This is a genomic window from Deltaproteobacteria bacterium (assembly GCA_029860075.1).
In the GTDB taxonomy this organism is placed as follows: Bacteria; Desulfobacterota; JADFVX01; order JADFVX01; family JADFVX01; genus JAOUBX01.
Genome location: JAOUBX010000011.1, coordinates 53,725 through 78,565, shown reverse-complemented (window position 1 = coordinate 78,565; position 24,841 = coordinate 53,725). Strand labels below are relative to the sequence as shown.

At 45.2% G+C, this 24,841-nt stretch carries 16 protein-coding genes; 11 read left to right on the top strand and 5 right to left on the bottom strand.

Annotated elements, in window-relative coordinates; translation table 11 throughout:
* Window positions 1-391 precede the first annotated feature (391 nt).
* The 5 genes from OEV42_05540 to OEV42_05520 form a co-directional block, all read right to left on the bottom strand.
* A complete protein-coding gene (locus OEV42_05540) occupies window positions 392-781 on the bottom strand; it encodes an FMN-binding protein (GenBank protein ID MDH3973724.1) in 390 nt (129 codons plus the stop codon).
* Between the two features lie 193 nt (window positions 782-974).
* The gene (locus tag OEV42_05535) at window positions 975-1,376 is read right to left on the bottom strand and encodes a GNAT family N-acetyltransferase (GenBank protein ID MDH3973723.1); all 402 of its coding nucleotides are present in this window, start codon (window positions 1,374-1,376) and stop codon (window positions 975-977) included.
* A gap of 12 nt (window positions 1,377-1,388) precedes the next feature.
* Window positions 1,389-4,352, bottom strand: a complete 2,964-nt coding sequence (locus tag OEV42_05530; GenBank protein ID MDH3973722.1) for an insulinase family protein — start codon at window positions 4,350-4,352, stop codon at window positions 1,389-1,391.
* A 497-nt stretch (window positions 4,353-4,849) separates the two neighbouring features.
* Window positions 4,850-6,922, bottom strand: coding sequence for a U32 family peptidase (locus OEV42_05525; protein MDH3973721.1), 2,073 nt, complete (start codon window positions 6,920-6,922; stop codon window positions 4,850-4,852).
* A gap of 134 nt (window positions 6,923-7,056) precedes the next feature.
* The gene (locus tag OEV42_05520) at window positions 7,057-7,464 is read right to left on the bottom strand and encodes a hypothetical protein (protein ID MDH3973720.1); all 408 of its coding nucleotides are present in this window, start codon (window positions 7,462-7,464) and stop codon (window positions 7,057-7,059) included.
* A 599-nt stretch (window positions 7,465-8,063) separates the two neighbouring features.
* Here OEV42_05520 and OEV42_05515 point away from each other — a divergent pair.
* The 11 genes from OEV42_05515 (at window position 8,064) to OEV42_05465 (ending at window position 24,750) form a co-directional block, all read left to right on the top strand.
* Complete coding sequence (locus tag OEV42_05515) at window positions 8,064-9,863, top strand: universal stress protein (GenBank protein ID MDH3973719.1); 1,800 nt, start codon at window positions 8,064-8,066, stop codon at window positions 9,861-9,863.
* A 108-nt stretch (window positions 9,864-9,971) separates the two neighbouring features.
* Window positions 9,972-12,287, top strand: a complete 2,316-nt coding sequence (locus OEV42_05510; protein MDH3973718.1) for an ATP-binding protein — start codon at window positions 9,972-9,974, stop codon at window positions 12,285-12,287.
* Between the two features lie 24 nt (window positions 12,288-12,311).
* Window positions 12,312-13,670, top strand: a complete 1,359-nt coding sequence (locus tag OEV42_05505) for a sigma-54 dependent transcriptional regulator (GenBank protein MDH3973717.1) — start codon at window positions 12,312-12,314, stop codon at window positions 13,668-13,670.
* 506 nt (window positions 13,671-14,176) lie between these two features.
* Window positions 14,177-15,271, top strand: a complete 1,095-nt coding sequence (locus OEV42_05500) for a putative porin (protein ID MDH3973716.1) — start codon at window positions 14,177-14,179, stop codon at window positions 15,269-15,271.
* Window positions 15,272-15,340: 69 nt separating this feature from the next.
* The gene (locus tag OEV42_05495) at window positions 15,341-16,114 is read left to right on the top strand and encodes a carboxypeptidase regulatory-like domain-containing protein (GenBank protein ID MDH3973715.1); all 774 of its coding nucleotides are present in this window, start codon (window positions 15,341-15,343) and stop codon (window positions 16,112-16,114) included.
* An 18-nt stretch (window positions 16,115-16,132) separates the two neighbouring features.
* Window positions 16,133-17,260 (top strand): photosynthetic protein synthase I, encoded by a 1,128-nt coding sequence (locus OEV42_05490; protein MDH3973714.1) that lies wholly within the window; start codon window positions 16,133-16,135, stop codon window positions 17,258-17,260.
* A 15-nt stretch (window positions 17,261-17,275) separates the two neighbouring features.
* Window positions 17,276-18,520: a cytochrome-c peroxidase gene (locus OEV42_05485; GenBank protein MDH3973713.1), complete on the top strand. Its 1,245-nt coding sequence runs from the start codon at window positions 17,276-17,278 to the stop codon at window positions 18,518-18,520.
* A gap of 13 nt (window positions 18,521-18,533) precedes the next feature.
* Entirely contained in the window at window positions 18,534-19,073 is a 540-nt protein-coding gene (locus tag OEV42_05480; protein ID MDH3973712.1) for an arsenate reductase (azurin) small subunit, read from the top strand.
* A gap of 12 nt (window positions 19,074-19,085) precedes the next feature.
* Entirely contained in the window at window positions 19,086-21,803 is a 2,718-nt protein-coding gene (locus OEV42_05475) for an arsenate reductase (azurin) large subunit (GenBank protein MDH3973711.1), read from the top strand.
* 103 nt (window positions 21,804-21,906) lie between these two features.
* Window positions 21,907-24,192: a HEAT repeat domain-containing protein gene (locus tag OEV42_05470; GenBank protein MDH3973710.1), complete on the top strand. Its 2,286-nt coding sequence runs from the start codon at window positions 21,907-21,909 to the stop codon at window positions 24,190-24,192.
* A 12-nt stretch (window positions 24,193-24,204) separates the two neighbouring features.
* Window positions 24,205-24,750, top strand: coding sequence for a cytochrome c (locus OEV42_05465; GenBank protein MDH3973709.1), 546 nt, complete (start codon window positions 24,205-24,207; stop codon window positions 24,748-24,750).
* Window positions 24,751-24,841: the final 91 nt, after the last annotated feature.

Here is a 24,841-nt window from a genome sequence, read left to right as displayed (position 1 = left end):
AGGCGGGACTCCCCTCCTTCCACCGTTGTCTTCGGCGGGCACAAGCCCTAAGTAGGATAAGTGCCTTTACGAAATTAAAATTTCTAAGTTACTAAAACTCGCTTCGCTCAGACAGTTTGTGCCCTTAATCCTCAGTCAACGGCTACACTCAGCTGCGTTTTAACGGGAAGGAAAAGCAAGCCCTTTTAGGGCTCAAGCAAGGTCGCGTTCTCTGGTCGTGGATTCTTTACTTGATAAAAGCCCTGTTCTAATGACAGGGCTTTTTTTATTAGTTTGAACTTGCAGGCTAATTCTAAAAGCGTCATTCCCGTGAAAAGGGGAATCCAGAAATCATCACATGTGGATTCCCTCCTTCGAGGGAATGACAAGAAAAAAAGATTCCATACCTTTTTTACTTTTCTACCCGGGCTTTTTCAATTGCTATTTGCGCCGCATTCATAATAACGTTACTGCTGTTTGTCGCTCCTGTGACGGCATCGACTTTGGTTGATTGATTTTCTACTATCCTTTTCACAATAATCGGTTCCGCCTTTTTTCCCCGCCATGCCCAATGCTGAATGATTTCAACATTAATAATCCTGTTACTTTCAATGGTGACCTTTACTCTGGCCTTGTTGGGGCCATTTTTATAGCTACCTTCATAGCTTCCATTATTCAAGTTATATTTGTTTACAGGCCCGCCAAGTTGAGGAGCTGATGCACAGCTTAAGAGGAGAGTGATAAAAAGAAGGGGTAGCAGTTTGATTGCCTGAGAGTGACCTTTTTGCCTTATAATTGCCATGGGTTTCCTTAAGAATAAATAACTTGTTCTTAAATAAAAATGGCTTTTTCTCGCTATAAGTTCCTAAATCCGACAGACTCCTTGAAGAGAAACCTTTCCAACCTTTGCGAACTTAGCGCCTTTGCGCGATAAAAAAAGGGATTTCAATAATATTCAAGCTCAATACGAAAGAAGTGAAAAAATGAAAATCTATTTACAGGATCTTTTCCAACGCTTTTTCGAGACTTTCTGAGGGGCTGTAGCCCCTTTTAATATACCAGTTTTCAATCGATTTTTTAGGGATATCCTTATCAAAGGATTCCGCATGGAGTGCCACTTTACTGTAACCGAGTTCTCCGGCAATGCTTTCTACCCTGGCCAGAACCCGGGAACCAATCCCTTTGTTTCTGTATTCTTTTTTGATAAATATCTCATAGAGAAGCAAATAATCCGTTCCGGGCATATGGTCTATTGCAAGATAGGCAATTTCCTTCTCATCACTGAAAACGACATAATGTTTCGTAAAGCTTATTCTTGCACAGTCTCTGGCCCTTTTTCTCAAAACCCTGTCTTTTATAACACTATCCCGGGCCAGTTCTTTAAGTACAACTTCCATGGAATCAGACCGTCAGATATGATTAATTGTTAAATCCAAACCATCTTTGCTGTCTTTTGTTTCTTCCAATCGCTCCGTTCCCGAGATAATGGCAATAGCACTTTTTTCCAGGCCATCTCTGAGATGAACCCTGGCTGCATTGACCATGTCCTGTCTCGTCAGGGAAAGGAGTGCTTTTCTCCTTAGCTGCCTCATTTCGCTTGTAAGTCCTCTCAATAGGGCGACAAATTCTCTGTCACCCTTGCCGGCAGGGGAAAGTGGTTTGTCAATATCGGAAAATGTGCTGAGCATGGCTTCTTTTAAATCTTCATCACTGAACTCACCTTTTATAACCCAGTTGATGGCATCTTTGTATACCTTTAGGGTACGCTCCAGGTGAGGATCACGGTATGAGAGAAAGGAAAAGAGCCCTTCAGAAGCGGAATAAGAGGCAAAGCCGCCATAGGCCCCTCCCTTTTCCCTTATTTCTCTATGAAGGTAACAGGCTCTGAGAAGCTTTGACAGGACGAGCAGGGCAGGAGAGTCACTGTGACTGTAAGGGACCGTTTTAAATACCTGCGCCACATAAGATACGGGTACATTTGTTCCCCATCCTTCCACGCAGGGCGAGGCTGTAAAGTCGACATCCTCACATGAAATGTCACTTCCTTCTTTTATGGCAGAGATAAAGGGCAACATTGCCTTCTCCATGCCTGAAAAAAAGCGCTTTTCTGTAACAACAGAGATTTTCAAACTTTTTTTGTTCACCAGTGATGCAGCAATGGCTTCCATTTTATGAGCAAGCGGCGCCAGTTCATCTTCCTTAAGTTTGGCAAGCTCCTTGATTAAATGCAGATAACTTATGCCGAACCATTGTTCACGCTGTTTTCCTCCTTTTGTCAGATGTCTGGAAGCAAGCCCTCTGGCATAGCTGTGTCCCGATCCCGGGATTGAATTCTCCATGGATGTCTTTATCTGGCCGATAAGTGTATGCAGCCTTTTATAATCACGGAAGTCGGGAGCTGATACGATATCTCTCAAAATGGCAAAAAGTTCTTCCTGCTTGCTTACAAGGGCTTTACCGTTAAATTCGACGACTTCATCAAAATTGCTGAGATCATTGAGATCCTCCCAGAGATTGGCCCCTGTACTGACGCCTCCCGTATGGGCTTCAATGCGTTCAGCCATCTCCGTATAATCGTGACCGGCGGCGCCTATTTTGGTAACGATGGAACAAAAGAGAGGCACATAAGGTTTTAATTCTTCAGGAACTGATTCGGTTTTTGCGAGTGCCGTAAAGTAACTGATACCGTTTGTAGGCTGGTCAAACCAGTAGCTGTCAAAACCTGATACCTGCTTATATTCATGGGGGGCAATGTAGCTCTCATCGGGGATATCGTCAATTTGCAGGGTAGGGAGGCAGTTGATATCTTCCTCACTCTCCTGCTCTTTTTTCAGCAGCAGACTGTCACTGATTACTTTATCGATTTGAGCCTCAGTGAGGCCCTTTCTTGTCTCTTCCAGTCTTTTAGTTTCTGCATTCGCTTCTTTGGCTGCAAGACCTGTATCGGGCTTTAGTATGACTTGAACCTTGTGACTGTTGTTTAATAGATATTCCTTGATCTTTTCCTGGAAGAAGGGCCCCGCTTTCATCTCTTTTCTCAACCTTTCAATATGTTCATCAATGAGAAGAGGACTTACGGGATCACCGTCATGAAGCCATGGTCCAAACAGGCGAAAGAGAATATTCAGGGCATAGGGATAATAATTTCCTACCACTTCTTTATTAGAGAATTCGAGCTGATGAATGACGGCTTCCACCCTCTCTTCGGGAAAGCCTTCCCCGGCCAGTTTTTCAAGTGTATCAATAAGCACCTTTTCTATGGCGCCGGCATCGTCGCAATTGGCGCCCTGAAGACCGGCTGCAAAGCAGGTATCCCTGTTTTCATCGTCATAGCCTGTTCCCGGCGCTAGCTGGGTACCGAGTTTGGAGTCCATAAGGGCCTTGTAGAGTGGTGCCGCAGGGCTGCCGAGAAGAAGGCTTGAAAGGATTTTTAATGTAAATACCTCAAATGCATCCCTGGCGTCGCAGGTAAGCCAAGCCACTGAGACAAATGATTTTTTTGCCTGTTCTTCAGCAGGAGTGGCTGCCTCGATGGGGTAGGTAAACTCCTCTCTCTGCGGTGATTCATATCTTCTCTCTCTTTTAACCTCACTATCGACATGGAGCTTTTCAAAGCCTGACAGGACACGTTCTTCTATTACCTTCAGGTGTTTTTCCAAAGGCAGGTTGCCATAGGTAAAGAACTTTGCATTTGATGGGTGATAGTAGGTTCCATGGAATTCTTTTAACTGTTCCCAGCTAAGGTCAGGTATGTTTGCCGGTTCGCCGCCCGAGTTATGGTGATAAGTACTTGAAGGGTAGAGTGCCCTTTGAAGCCGCCTGTGCATGAGTGAAGCAGGATCAGACATGGCACCCTTCATTTCGTTGTAGACGACCCCTTTGTAGGTGAGTTTTGATTCCCGATTCTCAGTTTCTTCAAATTCGACACGCCATCCTTCCTGTTTGAAACTAAGCTCCCTTATATTGGGAAAAAAGGTGGCATCGAGGTAGACATCCATAAGATTGTAAAAGTCTTTCTCATTTTGTGTTGAAAAAGGATACATAGTCCAGTCGTTTGCCGTCAGTGCATTCATGAAGGTATTGAGGCTCCGTTTGAGCATGGAAAAGAAAGGATCTCTTACAGGAAATTTTTTTGATCCGCAAAGCACGGTGTGTTCAAGAATATGAGCCACCCCCGTAGAATCCATGGGCGTCGTTCTGAAAGCAATGGAAAAAAGATTGTTTTCATCGTCATTTTTAATATGTATATATTGGGCGCCTGTTTTTTCATGAGAAAGCATGAAAAGAGTCATAGACAGATCAGTGAGCTCTACAATACGATCCACAATAAATCCTGATAATCTATCGCCTTTTTGAATGGCCTCTTTTTTCATTAGGGCTATTTCTCCTTTTGTTGAAAATATCAATGTATCCCCGGGAAGGGAGTTATTAAAAAAGTGACACTACAATAATGTAAAAGGTACGGACTGTCAATCTTTGCATTACTTTAACAAGACAGAACCCGGCCCTCTTTGAAAGAGTGAAAAAAATGCTGCCCTTAAGATGAGAGGATGAATAGATAAGGTTCTGATAATACCTTTATTTTTTGTACTTATCCACAGGCTGAGAGAGCGGCTGTGGATAAAGTGAGTCGCTATTAATTCTATCTCATGAAATTTTAGAGATAGCCCCTTTGATAGACTTGTCTAAAGGCAAGCCCTTCAAAGGTCGGCATAAAAAAGGCGGGAATAAATGCTTGAAAAGAGGCATTTTACTTTTTACCCCATTGGAACGGACTTTTAGGGGGGGAAATGAGAAAAAGAAGCGCTTTTTCCACAGTTTTCGTGGAAAATGATATAAACGGCAGAAAGGCTTATTATTTTATAAATAATTATTCCAGGCCCGTCTCCATATTCATGGAAGAGCATTCTTCAAGCCATTTTCCACTTTTATAGCTGCTCAATATTTCCTGGTAATTGTCACGCTGTCTGCTCTCGCCGCTGAGATCGATCTGGAAGTTCTTAAAGCCCATCTTTTTGAATCGCTTCATATAGCCAAAGAAGGAAAAGGGCTTTTCGGCAAAAACATAGGTCAGGCCATCACGCTCTTTCGGGATATATTCGCCGCCTTCCTGTCCTCCGAGGCCTTTCTTCTTTTTTGTCCATTTTACCCGTGACACGTAAAGGGGCAGGTGAGAATAGACGAGGAGATCCCCCATGGCTGTTGCTCCCTTTTTCACAAGGGCCTCCAGGTTATTGCCGTCACTCTCGATGGAAAGCGTTATTCTGGAGCAGCCGAGGTCGGACAAGCTTTGTATGGCAGCGCTGTTTAGCGCATGAATATAGTGGCTGCTGCTAATATTAAAGTGACCGTCCTTTAAAAGGTTAAAATGACTGATGTTGGAAACCTGCCAGTTGGCAAACCCTTCCCTCCCAAGAAAGTCAATAACATCCTTATAAAAGGGGATTTCCCCTTCCTGGATGACCAGTGGAAGAGACCAGACAATACGCTCCTTCATGGCTTTAAGCCTTTTTAGATGCTTTTTCAGGTTATGAATGGTGGCCCTCACAAGAGGAATGATAAGGCCATTGCACTGGCTTGAAACCCTCGGTACATCTCTCAGATCACCTACCCGAACAAGCGTTCCTGCCGGATGGACATCTTTAGGCGGGCTTATGCTTTCTCTCAGCAGTTTCTCTAAAAGCCCGGCTGCCTGTAGCTTGCTTTCCTCCTGAATTTTGATGCCTTTTATTTTATCAAGCCGTCTTTTGGCTTCAATGTTTTTACCGCGGTGCTCATGGGACGTCGTTTTGAAAAGGGCATCCCCTTTGTTTAAACTGCCGGGAACAGTAATCTCTATGGTATCTCCCTTTTTTGACTGGTTTACTTTTTTACCTTTCAACCATATCTGCCTGAGTGAAAAAGCCGTTCTTCCCCCTGTTTTTACATTTTGTACTCTTAACCTGTCCCTGGTGTGAAGGTCTATGGTTGACTTAAAGAGCGCTCTTGTGCCGACGCACTTTATTACCTTTCCTGCAAATTTTCCCATATTACCGCTTCGTCCCGGAACGGTAATCGATAGCGGTCTTTCATCGAGAAAGAAGCCTGACGTGCGCTGGCGTGACATGACATCTTTAAGGAGTTCCTTTGCCTGATCAATTGCATCCTTTTGATTGTTATTCTCGGCATCCATGACCATTCTGTAAGCCTTGACCACATTTTCCACGTATTCTACCGATTTCATTCTTCCCTCGATCTTGAAGGAATCTATTCCGGCTTTTATGATTTGAGGAATGAGTTCAATGGTAGAGAGATCTCCCATGGAGAAGGGATTCATTTCCTCCCGGCCGTCACGATATTCTCTTCGGCAGGGCTGAACACAGACGCCGCGGTTGGAACTCTTTCCTCCGAGATAACTGCTGAAAAAACAGGAACCGGCATAGCTGAAGCACATTGATCCATGAACAAAGGCCTCTATTTCAACGTCCGATTTCTTTTTGGCGGCTTTGATCTCCTTTAGCGTCATTTCACGTGCAACAACAATTCTTTTAAATCCCATGGAAGCCAGTTGGTTAATACCGGCACTGTTGTGGACCGTCATTTGCGTACTGGCATGGATAGTAAGGTCAGGGAAATAAGTTCTTAATATACGATAAAGGCCGAGATCCTGGATAATTACAGCGTCCGCTCCAAGGCAGGAGAGGGCAGAGAGATCATAGATTACCTTTTCAAGTTCCCCTTCCTTTAGAATGGTGTTGAGGGCAATATAGACTTTTTTATCCCTGGAATGAGCGTAGGGAATGACTTTTTCCAGGTCGGCAATAGAAAAGTTTCGCGCTCTGCCCCTGGCGCTAAATGATTTTAAACCTGCGTAGAGGGCATCGGCGCCGGAATCAATGGCGGCAAAAAAAGCTTCAATACTTCCGGCAGGCGCAAGCAGTTCGGCTTCCTTAAATTCTTTCATGGCGCTAATTCCTGATTGAAAACATAGTTTGATTGATTATCGTTTCTGGATGGACACTAAATAGCCTGGAAATTCCGGAAGGTGAGAGCAGGTATGAAATAATGGTATTAATAGTCGCTAACCGGCAGGCTTGTTTATTGTGCTGCTTCAACCCAGGTAACTTCCCGCCTGTATTTGTAATGATGCTTCCTTTTGGAATTGAGCCTGGCGTCAAAACGAGCTGCTGCTCCGGGCTCCACACTCCGTTTGTTTGGCCCCGTGCCTTGAACATCAATCATTTTTTTATCAACGACAATGTTCGTTTCCGGGTCGATGGAATAGATGGTAACCGTTACCCAATCGGCTCTTTTGCTTCCTTTGTTGATTACCCAACCATGCGCTTTTATCCAACCGGTGGAAGTTGTATTCTCCGTGTGAAGCTGCCACTTGAATACGACATGCGCCTTGTTTTCATAGGCTTTATTGTTAAGGCAACCGTATGATAAAAGTGTGAAAAAGAGGAATGTAAGGGCTAAAAACTTAAAGTTCAGACTCTTTTTCATAAAGAAGACTCCTTTTTAAGGACCTTAGGGTAGGTTATTCTTAATACTAAAGTATAGGAGAGGGAATATCAAATGAAAAATAAGAAAAGGAAATAATTCCTCTTTCACTGTTTGGCCTTATTTGATGAAAGGGGGAATAAATTCATAAAGCGCCATGTCCTGCTCCTTAAAGGGGAGGGCCTCTAATTTTCTAACAGGATCTCCGCCATCCTGGTGAAGGGGGAGAGCCATGGGGGATGCCCTTCATCCCTGTGCACAGCAGGGGCTATTCTGAGCGTGATTTCATAAAGTTAAATTCTCATTATTTTTTTGACGGCATACACGGAGGATCTGTGTGGTAAAAAAACTACCAGTAGGGCAGGGGGGTGTGGTAAGATATTTACCGATAATTCTGTTCTTATAGCAGTTACCGTAAGGAAAGGCTCTTCTTTGCTATGAGATAAAAAATTAATTTTCAAAGTTTTTATTGCTGTTTATCTGTTAATGCCTTCCTGCAATTATAAATTCTTTTCATGATTTTATATAACGGTATGTTTTTTGATAGATCTTTCCCCGTTAATGGGCTTTTACCCTGAATATAACTTTATAAAGGACGCCTTATGTATAAAAATATCTATGTTCCTGTTGATAACTCCGATCTGTCAAATGCCGCTGTCGACCTGGCCCTTAAAGTTGGAGGGATGAATAAATCACGTTTAACGGGAAGTCACGTTTATGCAGCCAAACTGCATGATAAACGTTTTAAGACGATGGAAAGCGGACTTCCTGCGCAGTTTCATGAAGAAAGCCGGCTGGAAAGGCAGCGAAAGATTCATGATTCGCTTATTACCAAGGGCCTGGAGCTTATTACGGATTCCTATTTAGGCGTCATGGCGAAAAGTTGTGCAAAGATTGGTCTCCAATTTGAGGGTGTCTCGCTGGAGGGAAAAAACTGGCAGGAACTTGTTCGTGATATCGAGGAAAATAACTACGATCTGGTCGTTATGGGCGCTCATGGTCTTGGCAGAGTGCCGGGAGCAATCTTAGGTTCTGTGGCAGACCGGGTAACAAGAAGAGTCAAACGGGATGTGCTCATCGTTAAAGAAAATAGCGAGTATCAAAGTGATACCATTGTCGTTTGTCTCGATGGGAGTGAGCGCTCCTATGGTGCTTTAAAAGTCGCCCTTGATCTGGCTAATAAATTTAACAAGAAGGTAAAAGCGGTTTCTGCCTTTGATCCCTATTACCATTACGTCATGTTTGATTCTCTAAAAGAGGTATTAACGGAAAAGGCGAAAGAAGTTTTTAAGTTTGAGGAGCAGGAAAAGCTGCATGAAGATATTATTGATTCGGGACTGGCAAAGGTTTACCAGGGGAATCTCGATATTGCCGGACGAATTGCAGATGATAATGGCCATAAAATAGAAACAACCTTGCTTGACGGCAAGGCCTGGCAAAAGGTTTTGGAGTATGTGAATAAAGACCGGCCCTGGCTGCTCATCCTCGGTCGGACGGGGATTCACAATGATGATGATATTGATCTTGGAAGTAATGCGGAAAATATTCTGCGTATGGCTCCCTGCAACATTCTGCTGACGGAAACAAAGTTTGAACCGCCCCTGGAATATCAGGCCGATGAGACTATCATGTGGACAAAAGAAGCGAAGGCTAAAATGGAGACCGTGCCGGCAATGGCCAAAGGCGTGGCTATGAAGGCTATTCAGCAGCACGCCGTTGCGGAAGGGTATACGATGATTACTGCCGGCGTTGTCGATAATGCTGTTAGAAAGCTTTTGCCACCGGAAGCAATAAGGGTCATGGGAATAAACTTTGATGACGGCCCGCAGGAGGAAACAATGGAAGAATATAAAACGTTTTCTCTTTCTTTTGAGTGTCCCGCCTGTAAATACGTCCATCATGAGGTGCGCCCCAAGGTATGTCCTGTCTGCGCCAAAGGGGGGGAAACCTTTAAAATAATAGAGGCTTCCCGCGATGACGGGACGGGAGATGAAGGATCCATTGCCGGTGAGACCTTTGATGGCCGTAAATTGAACTGGACCGCAGAAGCACATTGTCTCCTCCAGGAGATCGGTAATGAGGCGGAAAAAAAACAGATACGTTTAAAGCTGGAAAAACAGGCCCATGTGAGGCATTTAAGTGTCATTTCTAAAGAGATGGTACTTGAAGCGAGAGGTGAGGACAGCGTCGAGCCAGGTGATAATCTTCAGTGGACAGAGTGCGCCCTTAAGCGGTTGGCGCGTGTACCTGAGGGCTTTATGCGTGATGCAGCGAGAAAGAGTGTTGAAGGGTATGCCGGTTTAAAGGGCATAAAAAATGTTGATCAAGAGGTGGTGGAAGCGGGTCTGGTAGAGGCAAGAGAAAAGATGCAGGCCCAAATGTCCGGTCATATGGACCGTTAACTCTCTCCGTGGTCCGGTTTTGCCTGTCAAGCCATTCTTAAAGAACCTGAAATTCTTATTAATAAATAGCGCTGGCGCATGTTGAAAGATCAAGAATTTAGCAATGCAATGAATTTAAAAAAACTGTTAATAAAGCCTTTCGGCATCAGGAGGAAACTGATTATCATCCTCCTGCTTTTTGCGATTGTTCCTTCCTATCTGGCCGGTATCTCCGGAGAAAAGTATTCGACTTATATTCTTGAAGACGCAACGCTTCGCCACCTTGAATTTGAGCTTTCCTCTAAAGCGCATGATTCGGAGCAATTCCTGAAAACGATACACCGTGATGTGCAGTACTTGAGTAAAACTGTAGCTATGCGGGATATGGTTGATTTAGGGGAAGGTGAATATAAATCAGTCTTTCATAGACTCAGAAACCGTCTGGAAAAGGCTTTTCTTATTATCGCCCAGACAAGGCCTTATTATGATCAGATTCGCTATATTGACGAAAATGGCTTTGAACTGGTCAGGGTCAATAACCAGGGTGATGAAGCGGAAGCTGTCACGCGTGAAAAACTCCAGTTCAAGGGAGACCGCTATTATTTTAAGAAAACAATGAGTTATTGGGCGGAGGAGTGCTACGTTTCTCCCATGGATCTTAACATTGAGCGCGGAGTCATAGAACTCCCTGAAAAACCGGTTGTCAGGGTGGCAACGCCTGTTTTTAACAGCAAGCGGGAAAGAAAAGGGATTGTCGTTATCAATCTTTTTGCCAGCTATTTGATTAACCAGATTCAAAAGACAGATATTACCAAGGGGGGGACGACCTTTCTCGTTAATAAAGACCACTTTTATCTTTCCCATATTAATAGTCTTAAACTTGACAGCAGATCTTTTAAAATTGGATCAATCAATGATTTGAGCGGGGACTTTTCAGAGAATGTGGTTGCCCATCTCTTGTCGGGAAGTCCCGGTACAGTCAGAACGGAGCAGGAGATTATTTCCTATCATCCCATTTTTACCGGTGACAAGACTTCGAAAGATTACTGGGTTCTGGCTATGGCTTATCCCAGGAAGAATATTTTTGCCTCCGTGTCGTCTCTTATAAAGACGAATATGATGATAGGCGCTGTTACCATTCTTACCGTTTCTATTGTGGGTATCTGGCTGGCAAGGCGCTTTGCCAAACCGATTGTTATGCTTCACCGGGGCGTTGAAAGCATCTCAGAGGGTGATTTTGATCATAAAATCAATATCAAGACAGGTGATGAAATAGAGATGCTGGCGGAGCAGTTCAACAACATGACCTCTACTCTTAAGGAATCGAGAAACAAGCTTCTTAACTGGAATGAGTCGCTTAAAGATGAAGTAGCTGAGAGAACGAAGGAACTGGAACTTGAGAAAAACAAGTTTGAAAGTGTTCTTATGTGTGCCAGTGAAGGAATTATTGTGGCTGATGAAGAAGATAATATTCTCATTATGAATCCTGCTGCCGAAGCAATCCTCGGTGTAAAAAAGGACGGCAAGATAGGCCAATCTATCATGGGATGCCACAAGAACCCCGACAAAATCAGGGCGCTTTTGTCGGGGCAATCACCGGTTCCCTCAAGTACGGTTTCCATGACTGTCGGTTCCCAGCAGTTGGAGATCAGTGCAGCTGTTGTTGCATTTGAAGGCAAACGCTATGGATCGATGATGGTTGTTCGTGATGTCAGTGAACGTCAACGCCTTATCGATGAAACGATAATGATGGAAAGACAGCTCCTTCATGCCGATAAGCTTGTAACTATTGGTGAACTTTCTGCCGGGATTGCTCATGAAATCGGAAACCCCCTTGCCGCAATCAAAACAGTGATCCAGTCAATGGAAGAGGTGGCCCCCTTTCGCGGGGAGCAGGAAGAGTATATTGACAGGATATTAAGAGAGATAGACAGGTTAAACCTTTTTATCAAGACATTTTCTACCTTTGCCCACCCCGGGGTGAGCATGAAGATTGGAAGCTGTGACATCGATTATGTACTGGATGAAGTGTTGTTTATGATTGAAAAAGAGGCTGAGAAGAATGATATTGCCATTATAGATGAGCGGCAAAGTGAACCGGCAGAGGTATTGATAAGCGAGGACCTGCTCAAACAGGTTTTTGTCAATCTCTTTGTCAATGCCATTCACGCCATGCCCTCCGGCGGAAGCATCGTCATTAATAATGAAGAGAGAGAGGGTGATCTGCTCAAGGTTTCCGTTGCAGATTCGGGGAAAGGGATTTCATCTGAAGATATGAGTAAGGTCTTTGATCCTTTTTTTACTACAAAATCTGATGGAACGGGCCTTGGCCTTTCCATCGTTCATCGAATTCTCGAAGAGCATGGAGGCGATATCAGAGTTAAAAGTATTCTTGGTCAAGGCACAACATTTGACCTGTTATTTCCAGTGAACCACATAGAATAGTATTTTAAATATAAAAAGGTGCTTATGAAACAATCCATGTTAATTGTAGAAGATGAAGAGACAATGAGAAAAACCCTTTCCGAGGTCTTTGTTCGTCGTGATTTCAGAGTGCTTACGGCGGAAAGGGCCGGCAGCGCCCTGGAGATATTTAAAAGCCAGAAGGTTGATATTGCTCTTCTCGATGTGAGGTTGCCCGACAGGTCCGGTTTGGATGTCTTGAAAGAACTCAGGTCTTTTGATGATGATACGACTGTCATTGTCATGACAGCCTACCCCGATGTTAAAACTGCCATTTTGGCAATGAAAGAAGGCGCTTATGATTATATAAACAAGCCTTTTGAACTGGATGAGTTAAAGCTTCTCGTCGATAAGGCGACGGAAAACAGACAGCTCAAATCGGAAGTGGAGTTGCGCCGCTATGAACGGAAGGACCTCGGCGCTCCCGATATGGTGGGAGAAAGTCCTGCCTTTGAACTTGTGAGGGAATTTATTCAGATAGTATCGGGGACACCGAAAACATCTGTTCTTATTATGGGTGAGACGGGCACCGGCAAAGAGCTTGTAGCTAATTCCATTCATTGCAACAGTGAACGAAGGGATAATGCTTATATCAAAATTAACTGTAGCGCTATTCCGGAAAACCTCCTTGAAAGTGAACTTTTTGGTTATGAAAAAGGGGCCTTTACCGATGCAAGGCAGAGCAAAAAAGGCCTTTTCGAACTGGCCGATGGAGGAACGATCTTTCTTGATGAGATGGGAGAGATGGACATTAACCTGCAGTCAAAATTGCTGCAGGTTCTGGAATATCAGACATTCAGAAAATTGGGGGGAACACGTGATATCTCGGTTGATGTGAGAGTGATTGCAGCAACAAACAGGAATCTTGAAAGGATGGTAAAGAAAAACGAATTCAGGGAAGATCTTTACTATCGCTTAAAAGTCATGGTTGTTGAGCTTCCTCCTTTGAGAGAGCGGAGAAAGGATGTTCATTTTCTGGCTGAATATTTCATCGATTTGAATAATCCCGTATTCGGAAAAAATATAAAGGGCATTTCCAGGGCAGCGAAAGATATGATTCTTAATTATTCCTGGCCGGGAAACATACGAGAACTTAAAAATGTTATGGAGCGGGCTGTTATTCTCGCGAAAGGAGAGACTATTGATATTGATTCACTTCCCCGTGAATTGCTTTCTGCCGGAGAAAATGCTTTAGCGGCGCCCCAGGGTGAGAGCCATGAAATGACACTGGAAGACGTTGAAAAGTATCATATTATTAAAGTTCACAAAATGCTGGGTGGAAATAAAACGAAGGCAGCCAAATTACTCGGTATATCGAGGTTGACCCTGCGGGACAAGCTCAAGAAGTATGGTCTTCATAAATAGTTAAGGGAACCTTTGATTATACCTGCTCAAATCAGCGAATCAATTCGCCCCCTTGTCCGGGGAATAATTATTTTAAGACTCGCCACTTCCTCTTCTGCTATACAATGATATCATTTGTATACTATGCTTTTAACTGGTAATAAGGTTACCGGCTTATTGGTAAACATCCAACCACACTCAAGCATTATCGCCATTCATAAACTGATTAAGTTCCTGAAATTATGAGGAAAAAAAGTGTGGCATGTCTGTTGCTATTACCACTCATGATTAAATGACAGATTTACTTGATTCATCTGTTAATCATCTTTTTAAATGTGAAATATGTGAATAAAAAAACGCCTTGTTGTAATCACCGGGGCGTGAAGGTAGAGAATGCATTCCCCTCCTCATTGAAGAAACTAAAGGGACATGTAACTGCCGGGAATTGAGAAAAGGAGGTGATAAAGAAAGATTAATTTCGATTTCGGGGTGTGGGATTAAGTCAATTTCATGAAAGGAGTTTATAAATGATTAAAAGATTTTTTGTTTTATTAATGGCTTTAATGTTTGGGTTCTCATCGTTACCTGCTTATGCGGGCGTTGAGGTTGGGGACAATCTTTCGCTTTTCGGTGATGTACGTTACAGGTATGAGCAGGATGACAGGGATCATACTACAAAAGAGGAGCGTGATCGTCATCGTATTCGTGCACGTATTGGCGCCAAGTACACTGTTGATGAAAACTGGGGCCTCAAGATTCGTCTCGCTACCAAGGCAGGTTCTGCAAATTCGCCTCACCAGACGCTTGGAGACGGCGGCAGTGACAGCTTTGGCCTTGACCAGGCATACATTTCTTACAAGGTAGCTGATTTTAATGCTATTTTCGGTAAGGCAGCGGCTAAATACTGGGCCACTACAGAGGTTGTGTTTGATGGGGATTTGCAACATGAGGGTATACAACTGGGCTACAAAGCTGGCCCCGTTGGTTTTCATGCCGGTTATTTTATTGCTACTGAGGCTGGATGGACACCTGATAATCCTAATGATGACGAAATCTATACAACGGCTCAGGTAGTTTACGGTCAAGGCTTTGGAGGGCTTAAGCTGAAGGCGGCTCTTGGGGCTGTCTCTATTGCCAATGAGGGCGATGCATTGCAGGCTGAAAGCCACAGCACTGCCAGTGCACAGCTTAAAGGTGGAATCTGGAGAGTTGCTGTTGACTACATCCAATCTGATGCAGACGAAGAAGAGACGGCTATCGTTGCCCAGGCCAGGATTAAGGCTACCGATTGGCTCGGATTCAGGATTTACAGCTACTCTGTCGGGGCATTTGCCGCTCCATACGATGGTATGGCGTCTCAGGACAACTTCCCCAATCCGGGAGGCAGCGGTGTGAGTAACTTCGATGGTATCCGCGTTCAGGCCGATTTCAAATTGGCTAGCAAAGTATCCCTGGATATTCGCTACTATGATATGGAGCCCAAGGAAAAAGTAACAGATAACGCTGATGGTACTTACACTATTGCCGGTTTAACGACTAAAGGTGCAACGTATGTTGAAGAAGATGCGATCCTGACAGATGACCGTACAAGGATTCAGGTTAACCTGAACGTTAAATTCTAATCAGTCGATCTATGGCGGGCTAAGGCCCGCCATGTTTAGACTTAATGTAACAGCATAGGAGGTATGCAAGTGAAATGGGGTATAAAATTTGAGCTTTCAGCACTTTTGACGGCCCTTATGATTGCCGTGCCCATGGCAGGTCATGCCGCTTACAAAGAGGGTGACGTCAGTGATGGCGGCAGTGTATCAGGTAAAGTCTCCTTTAAAGGGGCTGCTCCTGACAATGCAGTGGAGAAGATATCCATTACAAAAAACCCTGAAATATGCGGTGAAGGTTACCGTGAGGTTGTATGGGTCGATATCAAGGGCAACGCACTTAGAGGGACATTTGTCTTTTTAGACAAGGTTAAAAAAGGGAAAAAGTGGTCGGCTCCCAAAAGCGGCAAATATATCGTCGACCAGAAAGACTGTCGTTTTACTCCCTGGGCTCAGGTAGTTAAACGGGGGAACGTTACTATCAGGAATAGTGATTCCGTACTCCATAACATCAATATGCGTGAAATGATCGGAGTCGAGAAAAAAGGAAGAAAACCTATTAAAAGGACGCTCTTTAACTTCGGTCAGCCTGATAAGGGTGATATTGAGAAAGCGCTCAAGCCGAGACGTTCTTCCTATATATCGCTCAACTGTGAGGCCCATAACTTCATGTTCGGTTTCATGCTGGCTCCTGAGCATCCCTATGCTGTTGTGGTTAATGCCGACGGGACCTATAAAATTGATAACGTTCCGCCCGGTGAATATACTTTAAAGGCATGGCACCCCAAGCTCGGTGTTCAGAAGACCAAGGTAACCGTGCCTGCAAAGGGTAAAGTCGAGTCAAACTTTGAATTTAGCAAACAATAAAATATGGAGGTGTAAGACATGGGGAAGAAAAAGATCTTAGCCATGTCCGGTCTCGCTCTGTTGGGTGCAGTGACTCTTTTCATTGCTGCTCCCACGGTAGCTATGGCCGGTGAAGACATCGGACCCCTGCCGAAAAGGAAAGCCCCTAAGGCGTCCATGGTTGAAATGGGCAAGCGGCTTTTCTATGACGCGAGGATTTCCGGTGATGGCGCTATCAGCTGTGCTACGTGCCACGATCCGAGAAAGGGTTTCGGTGATGGACAGCCACTGTCAAAGGCATATCCCGGTTCCGATTATTTCAGGAATTCGGCAACGCTTTTAAATGTCGTTTATAAGAGTGGCTTCTCGGATGTGGGATGGGGATGGGACGGCCGCATGGGTTCCAGCCTGAACGATGTGATGAGGGACCAGATCACTGAAACGACTATCCTGAACCTGGACATGAGAATACTTCATGAGCGGATGAAACAGGATCCTACTTACGTGAAAATGTGTAAGGAAAACTTCAACGGTGAGTGCTCTTCCGGTAAGGCAAGGAAAGCATTGATCGCCTATGTGGAAACGCTTGTTTCCACCGGTGACGCACCTTTCGACAAAGGTAATATGTCAAAAGATGCCAAGGCCGGTATGAAGCTCTTCAAAGGTAAGGCAGGCTGCATCAAGTGCCACAACGGCTCCTACTTTTCAGATGGCAAACCGCATAATACGGGTGTTGCCGAGAACCTCGAAGTGTTCAAAAATGCCGTCAGGCATGCCACCTACCGTGCGGTTCTGACCACATACGGTGTTCCCAAAGGGGGACAGTGGAGAAGAGACGTGGGTTATTTCTTTACCAGCAAAAAATATGCTGACGTAGGAAAGTTCATTACCCCTACGCTGAGGGAACTCAAGTACACCGCTCCTTACATGCATAACGGCACCATTAAGTCATTGAAGGATGTTGTTGAATTCTACAATAACGGTGGCGGGCATGATGATCCTCTAGCAAGGGAACTTAAGAAGTTAGGACTCAGCTCCGGCGAGAAAAAGCAACTCGTTGCCTTCCTGGAGAGTTTAAGCAGTCCTAAACAACCTGGAAAAATTGATCCACCCAAGATCCCGCAGGAATATCCTGTGATCGAAGACTGGCTCAATAAAAAGAATTAGACGGGAGGTTTAATCATGAATAAAAGAATTTATAAAGTGGCCCTCCCTCTGATGGTGGTGACATGCCTTGCTTTTTTAATGGCTGCTTCGTCCACCTTTGCAAAGGGAGATCCTGATTTTGATCCGCCACTCGCCCCTCTGGGCCCTGTGCCGGATCCCATGGATAACTCTATGACGCCTGAAAAGATCGAGCTGGGAAAAATGCTCTATTTCGATCCTAAAATTTCAGGTGACGCAAGTCTGGCTTGCGTAGACTGTCACCATCCCGAACAGGGTTGGGGATTTAACGAACCGATCTGCCGTGGTTATCCCGGTACGGTCCACTGGAGAAACTGCCAGACCGTTGTCAATACAGGGTACCTGAACAAGGTTTTCTGGGCCGGATCGACAACGAGTCTCGAAAAGCAGGCTAAATCTGCCGCACAGGGTGGTGTTGCCGGTAATGGTGAACTGGACGTGATGGATGAGCGTCTTCGTCAAACACCTGAGTATGTAGAGCTTTTCAGAAAGGTCTACGGTGCAGAGCAGCCTAATGTTCGTCCACTGGCTTATATGGCAATTGCTGCTTTTGAGCGTGGTGCGCTTTCGCAGGTCGGCAAGTGGGAGTCTCCACTTGATAAGTATCTGAAAGGTAAGAAGAGCGCCCTTTCCAAGAAGGCCGTTAAAGGGATGAAGCTTTTCGAAGGTAAGGCCAACTGTATTGAGTGTCACAATGGTCCTATGCTGACTGACGAGAAGTTTTATAATATCGGTGTACCGAGGCCTGAAGAGTGGGAGACGATAGGTCTTAATCAGATCACTTTCAGGTTTGAGCTTTATGCCAAGGGTGTCTATGAGGACAAATACAGGAACTACAAAGACGACCTGGGCCTCTATTTCCAAACCAAGCAAAAAAAGGATCTCGGTAAATTCAGGACAGCACCGCTTCGTTATCTCAAGTATACGGCGCCTTATATGCATGCCGGTCAGTTCTTTACCCTCGAAGAAGTCATTGATTTCTACAACGATGGTGGTGGTGAGAACGACTTTACCAAAAAGTACGGTACCAAGACGAAGATCCTCAAACCTCTCGGCTTGACTGATGGTGAGAAGGAAGCTCTCGTTGCTTTCCTCGAAGAGATCAGTGGTAAGGAAATCAAGATCGGTTCCGTCAAGGTTCCCAAAATGAAGCCCTTCCCTGATGTAAAGCGCCTGACCCAGAAGAAGGCCAAAATCACTGGAATCGAGTTCTACCTCGATGCCCAGGGCATCAAATATTAAGGAGGTTTAAGCTATGGAAAATAGTAAAAATGATGACCGTTGCATAAGCCGAAGGGCCTTTCTTATCGGGAGCGGTGCTGCCGTAGCAACTACGGTACTTCTCAACAATATTCCCGGTCTGGAAGGAAAGGCCATAGCGGCTGAAGTGACTACCTATCCGAAAAAGAAGATCGGAAGGCTCAGTAAGCTGAAGGCCAACAAGCCTTTGACTTTCAAATATCCCGATGACGGCAAAAATTCCCAGAGCATACTTGTTAAGCTCGGGACGCCTGCCGGAGGCGGGATAGGAAGAAAGAAAGATGTTGTGGCTTTTAATACGCTCTGTACACATATGGGTGGCCCCATGGGAAGGTTCTATCAGTCCGCAGACAAAGCTCTCGGACCCTGTCCTTTCCATCAGTCTACCTTTGACCTGACGAGGCACGGTATGATCGTCACCGGTCATGCAACGCAGAGCCTTCCACAGGTTCTCCTCGAAGTCGAGGGAGACGACATTTATGCCGTCGGACTTATCGGTCTTATTTATGGCCGGTACGATAACTTGAAAGGATAGGAGGTATATACTATGTCAACACCACATTATCAGCCAGAAGACAGAGTGCCTCTTCCGCCTAAAAACGCAGAGGTGCTCACTACATGTTGCGATTACTGTATCGTTGCATGCGGCTACAAGGTCTACCGCTGGCCTGCAAATGCAAAGCCCGGTGGACCCAAGAAGAGCCAGAATGCTCTAAACAGGGATTTTGTTCTGCCCGGTTCTACGAGCATTCCGGGAAGATCCGGTAACTGGGTAAGTCCAACCCAGGTAACACAGGCTGCCTATAAAGGTAAGCTTTACAATATTGCCGTTGTACCTGATGGTGACTCAAAGGTCGTTAACGTCGGCGGAGACGCCAGTATACGTGGCGGATGTATTGCCCAGAAAGTATACAATCCTAAGAGCCCTACCCAGGACAGGCTCAAATATCCTATGGTAAGGGTTCATGATACGCTCATGCCTGTTACCTGGGACTTTGCCCTGGACATTATGGCCGATGTTTCGAGGCATGTTCTTAAAAATCACGGTGAGAATGCATGGGGTCTCAAGTACTTTAGTTACCAATACTATGAGAACACTTTTGCACTTACCAAGCTTGCTTTCAGGAATATCGGGACGCCGGCTGTGGCACATCATGACCACCCGGCAATCGTTAACTCCGTTCCGGGTTGGGTAGATATCGGTTATGACATCTTTCCCGCAGCCTACGAGGACTTCTCTCTTGCAGACACAATTTTCCTTTCAGGGACCGATCCCTATGAAGCGAAAACAATCGTCTGGAATGAGTGGATTCTCAAAGGAATCCAGAAAAACAAGACCAAGGTTATCATGGTCAACCCCAGAAGAACTGCCGGTGTTGCCCATATAGAAAAGAATGGCGGCCTCTGGATCGATATTACGCCTGGAACCGATCAGGCCCTGCACAACGCCATTGCAAGGGTCATCCTTGAAAAAGGATGGGAAGACAAGGAATTCATCAAGCGCTTTGTTAACAATAAGTGGGAGACGGACTCCGGATTCGGCCAGGGAACGCGTAATACACCATGGCAGTGGAGAACCACATGGGGTAAGATCGGCGTCGTTAACGGCATCGAAGCTTATAAAAAGTGGAACCTCGGTGAAAAGTCAGCCGATCCGAAGGTTGCTGCCAAGATTTGCGGAATTGATGTAAAGAAGATCTACAAAGCAGCTGAATTAATGGCTAAGCCGAAAAGAGGCAAGCGCCGTAAGCTTACAATCGGTATCGAGAAAGGTAATTACTGGTCAAACAACTGGGGTAACACTGCCTCAGTTGGAGTACTTGGAATTATCTGCGGTGCAGGTGGAAAGCCCGGAAGTGCTGTAACCCGTCTCGGTGGACATCAGCGTGGCGGCAGGGGCGGTGGCCCTTACCCCGGTATCAGGTCACCTTACAAGTTCCCCGGCAGAAGGCGTCATAGACTGGATCTTGACCGCTGGGTTGAAGCGGGCCACCTGCGATTTGCCTATGTAGTTGGAACGACCTGGATGCAGGCCATGGCCGGTTCTGCAGCTATGCAGGATAGCTTTAAGAGACAGGTCAAGCTCAATCCGAACCAGGTAAAGAGCTTCGATAAGAAAGAAATTATCGAAACACTCAAGAAGAGGGTAGACAGTGGTGGTATGGTTGTCGTCAATCAGGACATCTACCTCATCGATCCCGTTGGCAGCCAGTATGCCGACATTATTCTTCCTGCCGCAACATGGGGTGAAGACAGCTTTACCAGGGAGAACGGTGAAAGGCGTATCCGTCTTTATTCTAAGTTCTACGATGCACCGGGTGACGCCAAACCAGACTGGAAGATCGTCTCTATGTTTGCCAAGAAGATGGGCTTTGACGGTTACGACTGGAAAGACTCCAACGATGTATTCGAGGAGGCTTGCAGGTTCAGCCGTGGTCACAGGTCTGACTTCAACGCAATTAAGGTTGCCGCAAGGAAGGCCGGTATGAAAGCTCATGACTTCCTGGCCAAGAGAGGTACGCAGGGTTATCAGGCGCCGCTTCTCTGGGTTGACGGCAAGATCATGGAAACACCGAGGCAGCACTGGTATGACCGTAATAAAAATAAGAAGTTCGCCATACCGGAAACCGGTCCCGAGGGTCCTACGGTTATCAAGAAGAACATTATGGCCTTTAAATCACAGACAGGTAAGCTGAACCTGATGAAAACGCCATGGAATTTCTATTGGAACCAGTACCATGACTATCTCAAGCCGAGGGACGGTGAACTCTGGGTAACTGCCGGTCGTATCAACGAGATATGGCAATCCGGATTCGATGATACGGAAAGACGTGCCTATATCCAACAGAGATGGCCCATGAACTTCATCGAGATTCACCCTGCTGATGCTAAGAAGAGGGGTATCGAGTCCGGTGATATGGTGACCGTAACCAACGACAGGGTTGCAATCCAGAAGGACTTCAACCTTGGTGTGAAAGGTGACGACATGTACTTCAACGGTCTCAAAAAGCGTGGACACCTCAAGTTTGAATCAGGTGAGTTCTCTGCCGTGGCAATCGTAACACCTGCCATTAAGAAGGGGGTAACCTTTACCAACTTCCTTGATAAAAAGCAGGCATTCAATTCGATTGCACCAAGAGTACCTGATCCTATGACAATGAACTACAACTATAAGATTGCCATGGGTAAGGTTAAGAAGATCGGTGAATCGCCTTTCAAGAAGAGCTTCTCCCAGATGAGCTTCATCCGGAGGGATATCGCCTAGAGTCTGTTTTCTTTCAGGGGCATCCTTATGTGGGGGTGCCCCTGATTTTTCTAACAAATGTGATGAAATGGTCTTAATTATGATAACTGAAATGACGGAACCTATGAACAGTATAAAAAAAGCAAACCGTGAAACAGTGATAGAAAATCTTCAGGAAGTATTGAGCAGAGATAATTCTCTTTCAAGGTGTTGTGCTGTAAGGGCTCTTGAAAAAATGAAGGCTATTGATAAAGAATCCATAAATAAGCTTATAGATGCCTTGCACGATAGTGATCCTGATGTGAGTATGGATGCGGCGCAAGCGCTCGGTAATTTGAATATGGAAGATGCCGTCGATCCTTTGATCGATACCTTAAAGAATGACCCCGATGGAGAGGTGCGTATCCAGGCCGTTATCGCGCTGGGTAAAATGAGGTCGAAAAAGGCCCTTAACGTCTTGATGGAATGTATCAAAGAGGATGGCTACCTCGATATCTATGACGGTGAAGGGGATGATATGGAATTTGCTCCTGCATGGGAAGTGCAGAGCCAGGCCCTCGATGCTCTCGGTGAATTGGGTGATGAAAATGCCGCCGATGGTGTAATAGAACTTCTTCTCAATGAGGAATATGAAGACCTCCAGGAAAAAGGATTCAGGGTGCTTGCCAAATTGAGCAGTACCAGGGCTACGAACTTCCTCCTTGAGCAACTTGAAAAGGGTGGAAGGTTAGCCAGAAGAAGGGCGGCCAAGGCCTTTATAGAACTTGACTTTATAACTAACGAAAACGGTGAAATAGATAACCGGCTTCTTGAATCATTGAGTAACGCGCTACTGGATGAAGATCCGGACGTGCGCATATATGCGGCGAGGGCACTGGGCGCCACAAAGAGTCCCCAGATCATTGTTCCTCTTACCATGCTTTTGTCTGATAACAACAGTAATGTCTGTGAGGAAGCAGCAGAAATTCTTGGAAAAATGCGTGGTAAGGCTGTTGCCGAAAAACTAATCAAGTTGATGAGTGACTCCCCAAGCCCTTATCTCATCACTAAAGTTCTGAAAATACTGGGTGAAATCGGCAGTCCTGAATATGTAGATCTAATCAGCATGTATCTTTCCGTCGATGATAGAGACCTTAATTATGCCGCTGTTTTAGCATTGGGAAAAATAGCTAAAGAGGGCCCTGAGGAAAAGATTGCCTCCATGCTCGATGACGAAAAGATGGATAATAATGTGAGAGTTCAGGCTGCAATAGCTCTAGGCAGGATGTTGAAGGGCAAGGGAATGGAGTCCCGGGAGGTGGATGAGACTGTTGGGGAAGAAGAGCTTTTAGATGCCTCAGACGAAGAGGGTGAGGCAGTGGAAAGTGTGGAAGAAGTCATTGATCCTGTAGAGGTGCTGAAGAGGACTGTTTTTGATAAGAAGGATAACGTTTCCATCGCTTCCATGACGGCACTTGCCGAGATAGACCCTGAGGGATCAGTGGAAACACTTGCAGATATCTTACTAGAAGGTTTTGTGACTGAAACAGTTGACCAATGTGAAGTGTCTCATATATCGGAAGATATGAACTCCATTGAGGAAGAGAGTGAAGAAGATAAACCCTCTGTAGAAGAATTGTTGGGCGATGGAGAGGTGGCTATCGGTAAGGAGGATGTTTCCACTCTTGCTTCCATCATGGCTTCGCAGGTTTCCCCTGAAGCTCAGGAGAATAGAGAGATAAAGCGCAAACTTGAAGAGGAAGCCAGGTCTTTTGAGATGGAACAGAGAGAGATAAGAGTGAAGCTTATTGCTGCAAGGCTCCTTGGAGAGAGGAAGTGCGAAAAGGCGCTTGAGACTTTAACTGAGGCTGTGGATATTGATAATCCTGATATCTGTAAGGAGGTTATTACTTCTCTTGGCAGGATAGGTGATGAAAAGTCACTTCCTTTAGTACTGGAAGGGCTTGAATCTGATAGCAGAGATGTAAGACTTGCTTCAATAGATGCCCTTAAGGGTTTCGGTGCTCAGAGTGTTATCGAAGAAAAGCTCCATATACTAATAGGTGACCCTGACTACTTTGTACGTGAGAGAGCCTTGAATGTGGCCGCTTCTATGGAGGGTTCGACAGCAGTGGATTTGTTATCCAGGGCTCTTGATGATGAAGAGATGGTGGTAAAGAGGGCGGCCCTCAATGTTGTAACAGAAGATGAAGAAGAAGGGGAGCTTAGCGGAAAAGTACTGAATGTCATATTTGATCATGGCGGGGAGTTGCGACGTGAGGCTGCAAGGACATTGAGACGGCTGGAAGATCCACATTGTACACAAATACTCCTGGACCGTCTTAACGATGCCGACTATGAGGAGTATCACTGGATGTGCATAGATGCACTGGCGGAATTTTATTCGGCTCTTTCCGGTACATTACACTAATGAGGAGAAAAGATGAATAGAGTAATTATCATTCTGGCATTGTTATTAGCAGCTGCTTTTACAGGTTCGGCCTTTGCCGCTGAAGATGCAAAGTGGGTAGAGAAACTTGAAATAATAAAAAAGGCTAGAGCCATCTATGAAGAAAACTGTGCAGCCTGTCATGGCTTTGACGGTAATTCAGTTCTTCCTGAAGCCCCTAACTTTGCAAAGGGTGAACGGCTCGATAAAAAGGAGGAGGAACTTTTAAAGACGATCAAGGAGGGAAAGGGAGAGCTAATGCCTCCCTGGAAGGACGTTATTAACGAGGATGAAATGAAGAGCATGATCCTCTATGCCAGGGCCGTTACAGGTGACAAGCTCTTTGAAGAAATTTGCCTGGAATGCCATAGTCAATCCATTCCTCCTTTGAATAGCAAGACTCCTTCTAACGATAAACTGAAGGATTTGACGGAACCCATCAATATCTGCAGTAAAACGAATATCGACGATGAAGAGATGGAGGTGGAAGAGATTGCCGGTGTGGTGAGGTTTGTAAGGGCGCTTAAAAGAGAGAAATAGCTATTTAATTTGTCCGTAGGGGCAGCCCCCCGTGCCTGCCCTTGTTTTAAAATAAATAAAAAAAGGCAATTTAGATCCCCGCCTTTGCCCT